Below are 12844 nucleotides of genomic sequence, written 5' to 3' on the forward strand. Positions count from 1 at the left end.
GGAATCCCGGGCTGGGAAGATCGCCGAACACCTGCTCGGCCCCGGCCTCTTCTCCGGCTGGGGCGTGCGCAGCCTCGCCGAGGGACAGGGGCAGTACAACCCGCTCGGCTACCACGTCGGCACCGTCTGGCCGTTCGACAACGCGTTCATCGCCTGGGGGCTTCGGCGCTACGGCTTCACCCGGGAGGCGGGGCGCATCGCCGAGGGGATTATCGACGCCGCCGGGTTCTTCCAGGGCCGGCTGCCGGAGGCATTCGGCGGCTACCACCGCGACCTGACCCGGCACCCCGTCCAATACCCGGCGGCGAACAGCCCGCAGGCCCTGGCCACCGGAGCACCCCTGCTGTTGGTGCGCACGCTGCTCGGCCTCGAGCCGTACGGAGAGGACCTGGTGGTCGCGCCGGCGCTGCCCGACCGGTTCGGCCGGATCGAACTGCTCGACATCCCCGGGCGGTGGGGCCGCGTCGACGCCATCGGGAACGTGGCACCCCGGGAGACGGACGCCGGCCGGTGAGCCCGGCGACGTGGCCGCCCCGCCCTGGTGAGCTGCCGGGGCCAAGGGTCACCGTCGCGGGCGGACCAGGCCCGTCTCGTACGCCAACACCACCGCCTGCACCCGGTCGCGCAGCCCCAACTTGGTCAGCACGTGCCCGACATGGGTCTTGATCGTGGTCTCGCTGACCGACAGCGCGGCGGCGATCTCCGCGTTGGACAACCCCCGGGCCACCTGCACCAGCACCTCCCGCTCCCGTTCGGTGAGGGTGTTCAGCGCCTTGGGCGGGGTGGCCGCCGGGTCGGGCAGCACGTCGGCGAAGCGGTCCAGCAGCCGCTTGAGGATGCGAGGCGCGACCACCGCCTCCCCGGCGGCGACCGTGCGGATCGCGGTCACCAGGTCCTCCGCCGGCACGTCCTTGGCCAGGAAGCCGCTCGCCCCGGCGCGCAGCGCCCCCACCACGTACTCGTCCAGGTCGAACGTGGTGAGGATGAGCACCCGCACCGGCAGCCGGGCGTCGACGATGGCCCGGGTGGCCGCCACCCCGTCCATCCGGGGCATCCGGATGTCCATCAGCACCACGTCCGGCAGCAGCCGGCGGGACAGCTCCACCGCCTCCTGGCCGTCCCCGGCCTCGGCCACGATGTCCAGGTCCTCCTCGGTGCCCAGCACCATCCGGAAGCCGGTACGCAGCAGCGGCTGGTCGTCGGCGAGCAGGATCCGCACCGGCCGTGCCGCCGCCGTACCGTCGCTCATGAGCTCTCCCTGTCCTGCTGGTGGTGCCGTCGGTCGCCCGTGCGGTGGTGGCCCGGACGCCCGCGCCGGCGCCGCACCGGCGCGGCCCGGCCGGCGGCGCCCGCCCGGCGCTCCCGGGTCACGCTGCGGCCCCGACCGACTCCACCGGAATCCGCGCCGACACCCGGAAGCCGCCGCCCGGCCGTGGACCGGTCCGCAGGGTCCCACCGTAGAGGCCGACCCGCTCCCGCATGCCGACCAGGCCGTGCCCGATCCGGTCGGGTCCCGGTCCCGGCCCGCGCCCGGTGTCGGTGACCTCCACCGTCAGGCAGCCCTCGGCGACGGTGAGCCGCACCTGCGCGGTGGCCTCCCCGGCGTGCTTGAGGGCGTTGGTCAACGCCTCCTGCACGATCCGGTAGACGGTCAGTGACACGCCCTCCTCCACCGGCCCGAGGGTGCCCTCGACGTGCAGGGTCACCGGCAGGCCCGCCTCCCGTACCTGCTCGACCAGCGCCTCGATCCCGGCCAGGCCGGGCTGTGGGGTCAGGTCCGCCGCGGGCTCCGCGTCCGTGCGCAGCACGTCCAGCAGGCGGCGCATCTCCCGCAGGGTGACCCGGCTGGTGTCCTCGATGGTGGCGATCGCCTCGTCGGCGGCGTCCGGGTCGCGGCGCAGCACCCGACGCGCCCCGGTGGCCAGCACCCCCATCACGCTCACGTGGTGGGCGACCACGTCGTGCAGCTCCCGGGCGATCCGGCGCCGCTCGTCGGCGACCGCCTGCTCGGCCAGGGAACGCTGGTTCTCCTCGGCCACCCGGGCCCGCTCCCGCAGCGCCCGCACCGACGTGCGCCGCGCCTGCACCGCCCGTCCCACCGCGTACGACAGCAGGGCGATGAGCAGGTTGTTGAGCAGCAGGTAGCCGGGGCTCACCGCCAGCACCCCCTGCGGCGGGGCGACCAGGTTGGCCACCCCCACCGGGACCCAGAGCAGCACCGCGGCCAGCGCCGCCTGCCGCGCCGGCCGGTGCGCGGCCATCGTGTACGTCAGGACCATGAACGCCAGGCCCTGCGTGCCGGGCGCGAGCCTGAGCAGCACCGGCAGCATCAGGGTGGCCACGGCCAGACCCACCGCCGTCCACGGGGCGACCCGGCGCAGCGCCACCGGGGCGGCCGTGAGCAGGCTCCACGCCAGCGCGCCCGGCATCCGCCCGGGCCAGAACTCCGGCGGGGTGAGCAGCAGGAAGGCGATCTCCAGCAGCACCAGGGCGGCGGCGAAGAGCGCGTCACCGGCGAGCGGTCGGCGCTGCCACCATCGCGCGGGTCCGTCCGTCATACCGCGACGCTAGTCGCCCCTCGTCGCGCCAGGTCGTCGCCGACGGTGAACCTGGCCTCATCCTCAGGAAGGAGACGACCTCCGCCGCCCCGCCTCCGGGCGAGCGGTCGGCGACGGCGGCCGGTCACCCGGCGGTGTCGGCGGGGTGCCGCCCCCCGGTCGCCGGTCGACGCGCCCGGGTGACCGGTCGGTGCCCGAAGGCGGGGCGTCGGGCGGCCGCTCAGGAGCCAGGGCGGTCGGGTCGGGCGGGTGAGGGACGGCGGGTCACTCGTCGGCGCCGGGGGCGGCCGGGCCGGAGCGGGCGTCGCGCAGCGGGTCGGCGGCCGCCGACCGGTCCGGGAACGGCGGCGGGGTGCCCCCGAAGGTCGGGCAGTGCGCCTGGTGGCTGCACCAGTCGCAGAGCCGGCTCGGCCGGGGCCGGAAATCCTGCCGCGCGGTGGCCTGCTCGATGGCCTGCCAGAGCGCCACCACCGTCCGCTCGAAGCGCAGCAGCTCCTCGGCGTCGGGAGAGTAGTCGCAGACCTCGGCGTCCTTGAGATAGAGCAGGCGCAGCACCCGCGGCACCACCCCCCGGGTGCGCCACAGCACCAGCGCGTAGAACTTCAGCTGGAACAGCGCGCGCGCCTCGAACGCCTCCCGGGGCGCGCCGCCGGTCTTGTAGTCGACCACCCGCAGCGCGCCGTCCGGCGCGACGTCGAGACGGTCGAGGTAGCCCCGGATGAGCAGCTGCTCGTCGACCACCGCCGAGATCAGGCTCTCCCGCTCGGCCGGCTCCAGCCGGCGCGGGTCCTCCACCGCGAAGTAGCCCTCCAGCAGCCCCGCCGCCGAGCGCAGGAACTCGGCGGTGCCCGCCTCGTCGCCCGGGTCGAACAGGCCCGCCAGCTCGGGCTGCTCGGTGACCAGCCGGTCCCACTGCGGGGCCACCAGGCCACCGGCGGCGTCCGGGGTGCGCCCGCCGGCCGGCAGGTCGAACAGCCGCTCCAGCACCGCGTGCACCAGGGTGCCCCGGGCCTGCTCCACCGTCGGGCGCTCGGGCAGCCGGTCGATGCTGCGGAACCGGTAGAGCAGCGGGCAGGTCTTGAAATCCGCCGCCCGCGACGGCGACAACGACGCCCGGATGGTGGACGGCAGCGCCGCCGCCGGAGTGGCCTGCTCGTCGATCACCGGTTCCGCCGTCATGTCCCGAAGGTTAGGGCACCGGTGTGACAGGGCCGTGATCGGCGCACCGGAGCATGATCCGCACGGCGTAGCATCGGGGCGGTGAAACCCCGCAGTCGAGCGCCCCGCCGGTCCGGCCGACGCACCGGCCTGACCGTGGGCCGGGTGTTCGGGGTGCCGCTGCACGTCAACGTGTCGATGCTGCTGCTGACCCTGCTGATCACCGTGACGTACGCCGAGTTCGCCCGCGACCGGCTCGAACTCGGCCCGCTCGGCGGTTACCTGATCGGCCTCGGCTTCGTCGTCTCGCTGCTCGGCTCGGTGCTGCTGCACGAGCTCGGCCACGCGCTGACCGCCCGCCGGTACGGCATCGGTGTGCGCGGGATCACCCTGGAACTGCTCGGCGGGTACACCGAGATGGAGTCCGACGCCCCCAACCCCCGGGTCGACCTGCTGGTCTCCCTGGCCGGGCCGGCGGTCTCCGCCGTGCTCGGCGCGATCGCCGTCGGCGTCACCATGGCCCTGCCCCCGCACACCCTGGCCCACCAGCTCGCGCTGCAGGTGGCGCTGAGCAACGTGATCGTCGCGCTGTTCAACATCCTGCCCGGCCTGCCGCTGGACGGCGGCCGGGCGCTGCGCGCCGCGGTCTGGGCGCTCACCCGGGACCGGCACCGGGCCACCGAGATCGCCGGCTGGGTGGGGCGCGCCGTCGCGGTCGGCACGGCCGTGCTGGTGGTGCTGCTGACCGTCCAGCGGCTGCTGGTGCCGCTGGCCCTGCCGCTGATGCTGCTGGTCGCCGTCACCCTCTGGCGCGGCGCCGGCCAGTCGATCCGGTACGCCCGGATCAGCCGCCGGGTCCCGCTGATCGACCTGGCCCGGCTGGCCCGGCCGGTCTTCGGCGTGCCCACCGGCACCCCGCTGGCCGAGGCGCAGCGCCGGCACGCCGCGCAGGCGCCGGCCGGGGCGGCGGTCACCGTGGTCGACGGCACCGGCCGGCCGGTCGCCCTGGTGGACCCGGCCGCGGCGGACGCCGTACCCCCGGAACGCCGGCCCTGGGTGGCGGTGGACGCGGTGGCCCGGCCGCTGGACCGGCTGCCCGCGCTCCCGGCCGGGGTGGCCGGCGACCGGGTGATGGAGACGGTGCAGCGCCACCCGGCCGCACAGTACGTGGTGACGGCAGGCGAAGATGTGGTCGGCGTTCTGCACATCGGGGATCTCGCCCAGGTCCTCGAACCCACACGGAAGATGAACAGGTGACCGCAGCACATCCCCCCGCCCTCCCGGCCGAGAACGGCACACCGGCGCCCGTCGCCGTCGGAGACCTGCCCCCGGTGCACCGTGGGCCGTTCCGCCCCGGCGACCGGGTGCAGCTGACCGACCCTAAGGGGCGGATGCACACGGTCGTCCTGGAGCCCGGCAAGGCGTTCCACACGCACCGCGGCATCCTGGAGCACGACGCGCTGATCGGGCAGCCCGACGGCAGCGTGGTGACCACCTCCGGCGGCGGCACCGCGTTCCTCGCGCTGCGCCCGCTGCTGTCGGACTACGTCCTGTCGATGCCGCGCGGCGCGCAGGTGATCTACCCGAAGGACTCGGCGCAGATCGTCGCGATGGGCGATATCTTCCCCGGCGCGAAGGTGCTGGAGGCGGGCGCGGGCTCCGGGGCGCTGACCTGTTCGCTGCTGCGCGCCGTCGGCACCGGCGGCGAGCTGCACTCCTACGAGCTGCGCGACGACTTCGCCCAGATCGCGCGGCGCAACGTCGAGTCCTTCTTCGGTGCCCCGCACCCGGCCTGGAAGCTGCACGTCGGCGACGTCGCCGACTGCCCGGAGACCGGTTTCGACCGGATCATCCTGGACATGCTCACCCCGTGGGAGACCCTCGACATGGTCGAGCGGGCGCTGCTGCCCGGCGGGGTGTTCATCGGCTACGTCGCCACCACCCCGCAGCTGTCCGAGCTGGTGGAGGCGCTGCGCGAGCGCGGCGGCTGGACCGAGCCGCGGGCCTGGGAGTCGCTGGTGCGCGACTGGCACGCCGAGGGGCTGGCCGTGCGCCCGGACCACCGGATGATCGCGCACACCGCGTTCCTGGTCTCCGCGCGTAAGCTCGCCCCGGGCGTCACCGCCCCGCCGCGGCGTCGCAAGCCCAGCAAGGGTGCCGAGGCTTACGCCGAGCGCAAGCAGGCGCTGCGCGAGGCGGCGGCGGCCCGGCAGGCGGCGGCCGCCCAGGCCGCCGGGGTGGAACCCGCCGCGACGGGCGAGGCGGACGCGTCGTGACGGGGGAGCGGGGCGGCGGGGAGTGAGCGGGCGGATTCCGCCGGCCGGTGCGGGTCGGCGGCGCGACCTGGGGGAGATGGCATGAGTCGGCCGGGCTTCGGCGGTGGGGATCTGCCGGCGGTGTTCCCGGACTGGTCGCCCTACCAGGACCTCGAATCGGCGGCGCGGGCCTACCTCCGTGACCCGGACATCGCCCTGGAGGCGCTCGGCGGGGTGCTGCGCGGGGCGTCCGTGCTCGGCTTCACCCTGGAACGCTTCGTCAACGAGGTCAACGGGGTGTGGCAGGAGGTCGTCGTCTGCGACGGCAGCCGCCTGGTGCTCTGGCACGGCGAGGACGTGCCGCCGGGGGAGGGGCCGCCCGGGTCGATGACCTCCTCGCTGCGGGTGGTGCCGGTCTCCACCGTCACCGAGGTCGGCTGCCGGCGGCGGCTGACCCGCGCCGACAGCGGCGAGGTCCGGGTCGACAGCATCGACGTCTACCTGCTGCTGACTTCGCTGGACGAGGCGCCGCCCGGCGACGAGATCGCCGGCGCGCCCCGGCACGACGCGCTGCGCTTCGGCAAGACGCTCGACGACGGCGGCGCCGGCCAGATCGCCCGGCTGGAGGAGTTCGCCCGGCTGGTCGCCTCCGTGGTGGGCCGCCCGGTGCTCTGAGGGCCCGACCTGCACACGCGGGGCCGCGGACGACGATGTCGTCCGCGGCCCCGCGACGTCTGTGCCCGCTCGGGCGGGTCAGTCCTCCTCGGCCTCCGGGCCGGCCACCTCGACGCCGTCGCTGCCGCGCACGACGTGGATGCAGTCGCCCGGGCACTCCTTCGCCGAGTCGATCACCTCCAGGCGCAGGTGCTCCGGCACGTCGACCCGGCTGCCGGGGGCCAGTCGCAGCTCGCCGTCGGGGCCCTTGACGTACGCCAGGCCGTCGACGTCGAACTCGAAGACCTCCGGCGCGTACTGCACGCAGAGCCCGTCGCCCGTGCAGAGATCCTGGTCCACCCAGACCTGAAGCTGGTCCGTCACGACCTCCGCCACGATGCACCCCCCATGTTCTCCCGTCCCACGCCCCGACGGTACCCGAACGCCCGTACCCGACCCGGAGGCGACCCTTGGCGATCAAGGTTCGGTGACGAGGGCGTTGCGTAGGACCGAATCGCGCTCATAGCGGCTAGTGTTAGGGCAGAACGTTCAAGCCCCCCGGGGAGGTGGGACGTGGCACGCAGCGACGACGCGGACTCGCGCGCCGCACGGTGGGAGAAGGAAGCCCACGATCTCTCCACGCAGGTCGCGTTCCTGCAAGAGGAACTCGCTCTGGTGCGGCGCAAGTTGACCGAAAGCCCCCGACACGTCCGGCAGCTCGAAGAGCGGCTGGCGGCCACCCAGGCACAGTTGGCGCGGCTGACCGAGAACAACGACCGGCTCGTGAGCACCCTCAAGGAGGCTCGCGCGCAGATCGTGACGCTCAAGGAGGAGATCGACCGGCTCGCGCAGCCACCGAGTGGCTACGGCGTCTTCCTCGCGCGGCACGACGACGGCACGGTGGACATCTTCACCGGCGGACGCAAGCTTCGGGTCGCCGTCTCGCCCTCGCTGGACGCCGCCGAGCTGCGGCGTGGCCAGGAGGTCCTGCTCAACGACGCGCTCAACATCGTCGACGCGTTCGGCTACGAGCGGGTCGGTGAGGTGGTGATGCTCAAGGAGATCCTCACGGGTCCCGACGGCAGCGCCGGCGACCGCGCGCTGGTGGTCTCGCACTCCGACGAGGAGCGCATCGTGCACCTCGCGGAGACCCTGATCGGCTCGCCGATCCGGGCCGGCGACTCGCTCATGATCGAACCCCGCTCGGCGTACGCGTACGAGCGGATCCCGAAGAGCGAGGTCGAGGAGCTCGTCCTGGAGGAGGTGCCCGACGTCGACTACGGCGACATCGGTGGCCTCCAGTCGCAGATCGAGCAGATCCGCGACGCGGTGGAGCTGCCCTTCCTGCACGCCGACCTGTTCCGCGAGCACCAGCTCCGGCCGCCGAAGGGCATCCTGCTCTACGGGCCGCCCGGCTGCGGCAAGACGCTGATCGCCAAGGCGGTGGCCAACTCGCTGGCCAAGAAGATCGCCGAGCGCCGGGGTGAGGAAAAGCACACCAGCTTCTTCCTCAACATCAAGGGCCCGGAGCTGCTCAACAAGTACGTCGGCGAGACCGAGCGGCACATCCGGCTGATCTTCCAGCGGGCCCGGGAGAAGGCCGGCGAGGGCACCCCCGTCATCGTCTTCTTCGACGAGATGGACTCCGTCTTCCGCACCCGCGGCTCCGGCGTCTCCTCCGACGTCGAGAACACCATCGTCCCGCAGCTGCTCAGCGAGATCGACGGTGTGGAGGGTCTGGAGAACGTCATCGTGATCGGCGCCTCCAACCGGGAGGACATGATCGACCCGGCCATCCTGCGCCCCGGCCGGCTCGACGTGAAGATCAAGATCGAGCGTCCGGACGCCGAGGCGGCCAAGGACATCTTCTCGAAGTACATCCTCTCCGGGCTGCCCCTGCACCCGGACGACCTCGCCGAGCACGGCGGTGACCCGCAGGCCACCGTGGCGGCGATGATCGACGCGGTCGTGCTCCGGATGTACTCCGAGACCGAGGAGAACCGCTTCCTCGAGGTGACCTACGCCAACGGCGACAAGGAAGTCCTCTACTTCAAGGACTTCAACTCCGGCGCGATGATCCAGAACATCGTCGACCGCGGCAAGAAGATGGCGATCAAGGAGTTCCTCACCTCCGGGCGCAAGGGTCTGCGCCTGCAGCACCTGCTCGACGCCTGCGTCGACGAGTTCCGCGAGAACGAGGACCTGCCCAACACCACCAACCCGGACGACTGGGCCCGGATCTCCGGCAAGAAGGGCGAGCGGATCGTCTACATCCGCACGCTCGTCTCCGGCGGCAAGGGCGCCGAGGCCGGCCGGTCCATCGAGACCGCCAGCAACACCGGCCAGTACCTCTGACCGGACGACGACGAAGCCCCGCGGCGCCCGCGCCGCGGGGCTTCCTCGCATGTCACGACACGTTCACCTGGGCGACGCGTGCCCAGGGAGTGGAATGCCGGACTCGTCGGTAGACTGCGCACACCGCCGTCGACCGTCCGAGGAGCTTCGTGACGTCCGAGCTCACCGTCGCCGCCCCGCCCACCACGGCGGTCGAGGACGCGCACCCGCCCGCGCCGACCCGGCGCCCCTGGCGACGGGTCCCGGTCGTGCTCGCGGCGCTCGTGGCGGCCTGGGCCGTACCCGCCGTCACGCACGCCCTGCACGGGGGCTGGCTGCTGCCCCCGCTCGTACTGCTCGCCACCGCCAGCGTGCTGCGCGGCGGCCGTACCCTGCTCGACCGACTGGTGCTCGCGACCGCCCTGCTGCTCGGCGCGGCCACCGCCGGCGGACTGCTCTTCGCCGTCTGGCCCTGGGGCATGCGGCCCGTGCCGCTGACCGGCCTCGCCCTCACCGTGGTCGTGCTCGCCGCCGCCGGCCTGCGCCGACACCCCCGCCTGCCGCGCCCCGGCTGGGTCGACCTGTTCCCCGTCGCCGGCACCGCCGCGCTGCTCACCTATCTCGCGGCGCCCTGGCAGCGCGCCACCGACCTCGCCGACCAGTTGACCATCCTCGCCCGCGGCGAGGACAACTGGCGGCACCTGGCCCTCTTCGACGTCGTCGGCCGCCTCGGCGGCTACGCCTTCGTCGACCCCGCCGCCGCCAAGGACCAGATCATCTCCCAACTGCTCTACTATCCGCAGGGCTGGCACCTGGTCACCGCCCTGGTCGACGGCTTCCTCACCCCCGTCGGTGCCGCGCCCCGCGGCCCGGCCGCCATCGACCACTACGCCGGCTGGCTCATGGCCAGCTTCGGACTCCTCGTGCTGGTGCTGCTCTGGGCCGCGCACCGCATCGCCGGACCCGTCCACCCGCTGCACCGCACCGTGCTCACCGTCGTCGTCGGCGCCCTCATCCTCGGCACCCAACTGCCCCGCCTGCTGGTCTCCGGCTACCCGACCGAGATCCTCGGGCTCACCCTCACCGTGCTGCTCGCCGCGCTGGTCGGCCGGCCGCTCGCCAACACCCGCGAACAGGTCGTCCTGCTCGCCGCGCTGCTCGTCGCCATCGGCTTCACCTACTACCTGTTCCTCCCGCCCGCCGCCGTGCTGGTGCTCTGCTGGGTGGTCGGCCACCGGCGGGAGGCGCTGCGCCGCTGGCCCACCGTGCTCGCCGTCGGCCTCCTCACCGCCCCCCTCGCCCTGGTCGCCCCGCTGCTCGGCGTGCTCCGCGCCAAGCAGACCGAGGCGCTGGCCATCAACGGCGGCATCGAGGCCCGCACCGAAGCCTGGCGCGCCCTCATCTGGCTGGGCGGCATCGTCGGGGTGGCCCTGCTCGTCCAGGTCCGCCGCGCCGATCCCACCTGGCGGCGCTGGCTGCTCGTCGCCGCCATCGGCGTCGCCCTGCCGCTGGGAATCGCCTTGTACAACACCACCTCCGGCGTCGAGCCCGGCTACTACTTCATCAAGGCCACCCACCTGGCCACCGCGCTGCTCGTCGTCGGCGCCGCCGCCGTGGTCCGGCTGCTGCCCGTACCCCGGCCCAACCGGTCCCGGCGCGGCATAGCGTCCACCGTCGCCGGCGTGCTCACCGGGATCGTCGTCATGGCCGTCGCCGTCACGCTCTGCGGCGTCACCGGCTGGCACCCCAGCCTGCTCATCGCCAACGACCGGACCTGGACGCAACGGTGGGTGCACCAGGACCTGCACCTGCCGTCCAAAGAGGCCTGGGTCTGCGCCGCCGCCGCGCAGCGGTACCCCGACCTGCCCGACACCACCACCTTCGTCCTCGACCGCGGCCCCTACCGGGGTTACGTCGAGACCCTCTGCGTCGACGCCCTGCACGGCACCACCGCGCGCACCGAACCCGGCGTATACAACCTGGACTTCCTCGAACCCGAACGCACCGACCAGATCGTCCGGCGGGTCTCCGGGCCGATCCGCTTCATCACCGCCGATCCCCGCGCCGAACGCCGGGTCCAGCGGCTGATCAGGAAGGACCCGTCGTTGCGCCACCGGATCAGCTTCGTCCCCCTCACCGTTCCCGACTGCGACGTGCTCCCCTCCGAGCCGCCCCCCGTGCCCGGCGCCCCGCCCGCGACACCCGAGCCGCCTGTGCCGGCGTGCCCCCCTACGCCCTGAGGCGGACTACGCTCGACGTGACGGGGGACCGGGTCGGGCGAGCGAAGCGGGTAGGTCGATGAGCGTAAGACGGATCATGGGCACCGAGGTCGAGTACGGGATCTCCGTGCCCGGCCAGGCCGGAGCCAACCCGATGGTCACCTCCTCCCAGGTGGTCAACGCCTACGGAGCGCGCCCCGAACTCAACCGCGGCGGCCGGGCGCGCTGGGACTACGAGGAGGAGTCGCCACTGCGCGACGCCCGCGGTTTCACCTACTCCGGAGCCGCGTACGACCCCGCCGAGGCGCTCGCCGACGAGGACCTCGGCCTGGCCAACGTGATACTCACCAACGGTGCGCGGCTCTACGTCGACCACGCCCACCCCGAGTACTCCACCCCCGAGGTGACCAACCCGCTGGACCTGGTGCGCTGGGACAAGGCGGGGGAGCGGGTGATGGCCGAGGCCGCCCGCCGCGCCGCCACCATCCCGGGCACCCACCCGATCCACCTCTACAAGAACAACACCGACAACAAGGGCGCCAGCTACGGCGCGCACGAGAACTACCTCATGCGCCGGCAGACCCCGTTCGCCGACATCGTGGCGTACCTGACGCCGTTCTTCGTCACCCGGCAGATCGTCTGCGGCGCCGGCCGGGTCGGCATCGGCCAGGACGGCGGCCAGAGCGGCTTCCAGATCTCCCAGCGGGCCGACTTCTTCGAGGTCGAGGTCGGCCTGGAGACCACCCTCAAGCGGCCCATCATCAACACCCGGGACGAGCCGCACGCCGACGCCGACAAGTACCGGCGGCTGCACGTCATCATCGGCGACGCCAACCTCTCGGAGATCTCCACCTACCTCAAGCTCGGCACCACCGCGCTGATCCTCACCATGATCGAGGAGAAGGCGCTCGGCGCCGACCTGGGCATCGCCGACCCGGTCAGCGAACTGCGCGCGGTCAGCCACGACCCGTCGCTGAAGCACCTGATGCGGATGCGCGACGGTCGCCGGCTGACCGCCCTCGACGTGCAGTGGGCCTACCTGGAGCGGGTCCGCTCCTTTGTCGACGACCGGTACGGCGACGACGTCGACGAGCAGACCACGGACGTGCTGGACCGGTGGGAGAGCGTGCTCGACCGGCTCGGCCGCGACGCGTTCCTCTGCGCCGACGAGCTGGACTGGGTGGCCAAGCTGCGGCTGCTGGAGGGCTACCGGGAGCGGGAGAAGCTCGGCTGGGGCGCGCACAAGCTCCAACTGGTCGACCTGCAGTACTCCGACGTGCGCCCGGAGAAGGGCCTCTACCACCGGCTGGTGTCCCGCGGGTCGATGAAGACGCTGCTCGACGACGAGCAGACCCGTACCGCGATGGTCCAGCCGCCGGAGGACACGCGCGCCTACTTCCGGGGCCGCTGCCTGGCCCAGTACGCCTCCGAGGTGGTCGCCGCCAGCTGGGACTCGGTGATCTTCGACGTCGGCCGGGAGTCGCTGGTCCGGGTGCCGATGATGGAGCCGGAACGGGGCACCCGCGCGCACGTCGGCGCGCTGTTCGACCGGTGCGACACCGCCAAGGACCTGCTGGAGACGCTGACCGGCGGCTGACCGGCCGCCGACGTACGCCCGTCGGGTGCCGTGAGCCGGCGCGCGGCGGGCTTTTCGTCGCTCAGGCGA

The 12844-nt window shown here is 73.3% G+C and carries 11 protein-coding genes; 7 read left to right on the forward strand and 4 right to left on the reverse strand.

Annotation, left to right across the window (positions count from 1 at the left end):
- The coding region (locus V6U89_RS16475; RefSeq protein WP_442933936.1) for an MGH1-like glycoside hydrolase domain-containing protein at positions 1–514 on the forward strand (514 nt) is incomplete at its 5' end.
- A gap of 48 nt (positions 515–562) precedes the next feature.
- Here V6U89_RS16475 and V6U89_RS16480 read toward each other — a convergent pair.
- From V6U89_RS16480 to V6U89_RS16490, 3 genes are all read right to left on the reverse strand, one after another.
- Positions 563–1249 carry a response regulator transcription factor gene (locus V6U89_RS16480; RefSeq protein WP_334572050.1) on the reverse strand — a complete coding sequence of 229 codons (687 nt, stop codon included), beginning with the start codon at positions 1247–1249 and terminating at the stop codon, positions 563–565.
- 118 nt (positions 1250–1367) lie between these two features.
- Complete coding sequence (locus V6U89_RS16485) at positions 1368–2558, reverse strand: sensor histidine kinase (RefSeq protein ID WP_334572051.1); 1191 nt, start codon at positions 2556–2558, stop codon at positions 1368–1370.
- 264 nt (positions 2559–2822) lie between these two features.
- Positions 2823–3737 carry a RecB family exonuclease gene (locus tag V6U89_RS16490; protein ID WP_334572052.1) on the reverse strand — a complete coding sequence of 305 codons (915 nt, stop codon included), beginning with the start codon at positions 3735–3737 and terminating at the stop codon, positions 2823–2825.
- 81 nt (positions 3738–3818) lie between these two features.
- On the opposite strand from V6U89_RS16490, the gene V6U89_RS16495 reads away from it, so the two are divergent.
- The 3 genes from V6U89_RS16495 to V6U89_RS16505 all read left to right on the forward strand — a co-directional run bounded on the left by V6U89_RS16495 (position 3819) and on the right by V6U89_RS16505 (position 6646).
- Positions 3819–4973, forward strand: coding sequence for a site-2 protease family protein (locus tag V6U89_RS16495; RefSeq protein ID WP_334572053.1), 1155 nt, complete (start codon positions 3819–3821; stop codon positions 4971–4973).
- 65 nt (positions 4974–5038) lie between these two features.
- A complete protein-coding gene (locus tag V6U89_RS16500; protein WP_247657956.1) occupies positions 5039–5992 on the forward strand; it encodes a tRNA (adenine-N1)-methyltransferase in 954 nt (317 codons plus the stop codon).
- An 81-nt stretch (positions 5993–6073) separates the two neighbouring features.
- Positions 6074–6646 (forward strand): hypothetical protein, encoded by a 573-nt coding sequence (locus V6U89_RS16505; RefSeq protein ID WP_210776257.1) that lies wholly within the window; start codon positions 6074–6076, stop codon positions 6644–6646.
- A gap of 78 nt (positions 6647–6724) precedes the next feature.
- Here the strand turns inward: V6U89_RS16505 and V6U89_RS16510 are convergent, their stop codons facing one another.
- Positions 6725–7021, reverse strand: a complete 297-nt coding sequence (locus V6U89_RS16510; RefSeq protein WP_154937337.1) for a ferredoxin — start codon at positions 7019–7021, stop codon at positions 6725–6727.
- A gap of 177 nt (positions 7022–7198) precedes the next feature.
- Between V6U89_RS16510 and arc the strand changes: the two genes are divergently transcribed.
- The 3 genes from arc to dop all read left to right on the forward strand — a co-directional run bounded on the left by arc (position 7199) and on the right by dop (position 12775).
- Entirely contained in the window at positions 7199–8980 is a 1782-nt protein-coding gene (gene arc, locus V6U89_RS16515; RefSeq protein WP_154937334.1) for a proteasome ATPase, read from the forward strand.
- Positions 8981–9129: 149 nt separating this feature from the next.
- On the forward strand, positions 9130–11199 hold the full coding sequence (locus V6U89_RS16520; protein WP_334572055.1) for a hypothetical protein: 2070 nt from the start codon (positions 9130–9132) through the stop codon (positions 11197–11199).
- Between the two features lie 58 nt (positions 11200–11257).
- The gene (gene dop, locus V6U89_RS16525) at positions 11258–12775 is read left to right on the forward strand and encodes a depupylase/deamidase Dop (RefSeq protein ID WP_442933937.1); all 1518 of its coding nucleotides are present in this window, start codon (positions 11258–11260) and stop codon (positions 12773–12775) included.
- Positions 12776–12844 lie beyond the last annotated feature (69 nt).

It is taken from the genome of Micromonospora sp. CPCC 206171 (assembly GCF_036906755.1).
In the GTDB taxonomy this organism is placed as follows: Bacteria; Actinomycetota; Actinomycetes; order Mycobacteriales; family Micromonosporaceae; genus Micromonospora; species Micromonospora purpureochromogenes.

Bases quoted from the DNA above. Each gene is read 5' to 3' on its own strand.
- V6U89_RS16480 (WP_334572050.1), bottom strand. From the start codon at position 1,249: ATGAGCGACGGTACGGCGGCGGCACGGCCGGTGCGGATCCTGCTCGCC.
- V6U89_RS16485 (WP_334572051.1), bottom strand. From the start codon at position 2,558: ATGACGGACGGACCCGCGCGATGGTGGCAGCGCCGACCGCTCGCCGGT.
- V6U89_RS16490 (WP_334572052.1), bottom strand. From the start codon at position 3,737: ATGACGGCGGAACCGGTGATCGACGAGCAGGCCACTCCGGCGGCGGCG.
- V6U89_RS16505 (WP_210776257.1), top strand. From the start codon at position 6,074: ATGAGTCGGCCGGGCTTCGGCGGTGGGGATCTGCCGGCGGTGTTCCCG.
- dop (WP_442933937.1), top strand. From the start codon at position 11,258: ATGAGCGTAAGACGGATCATGGGCACCGAGGTCGAGTACGGGATCTCC.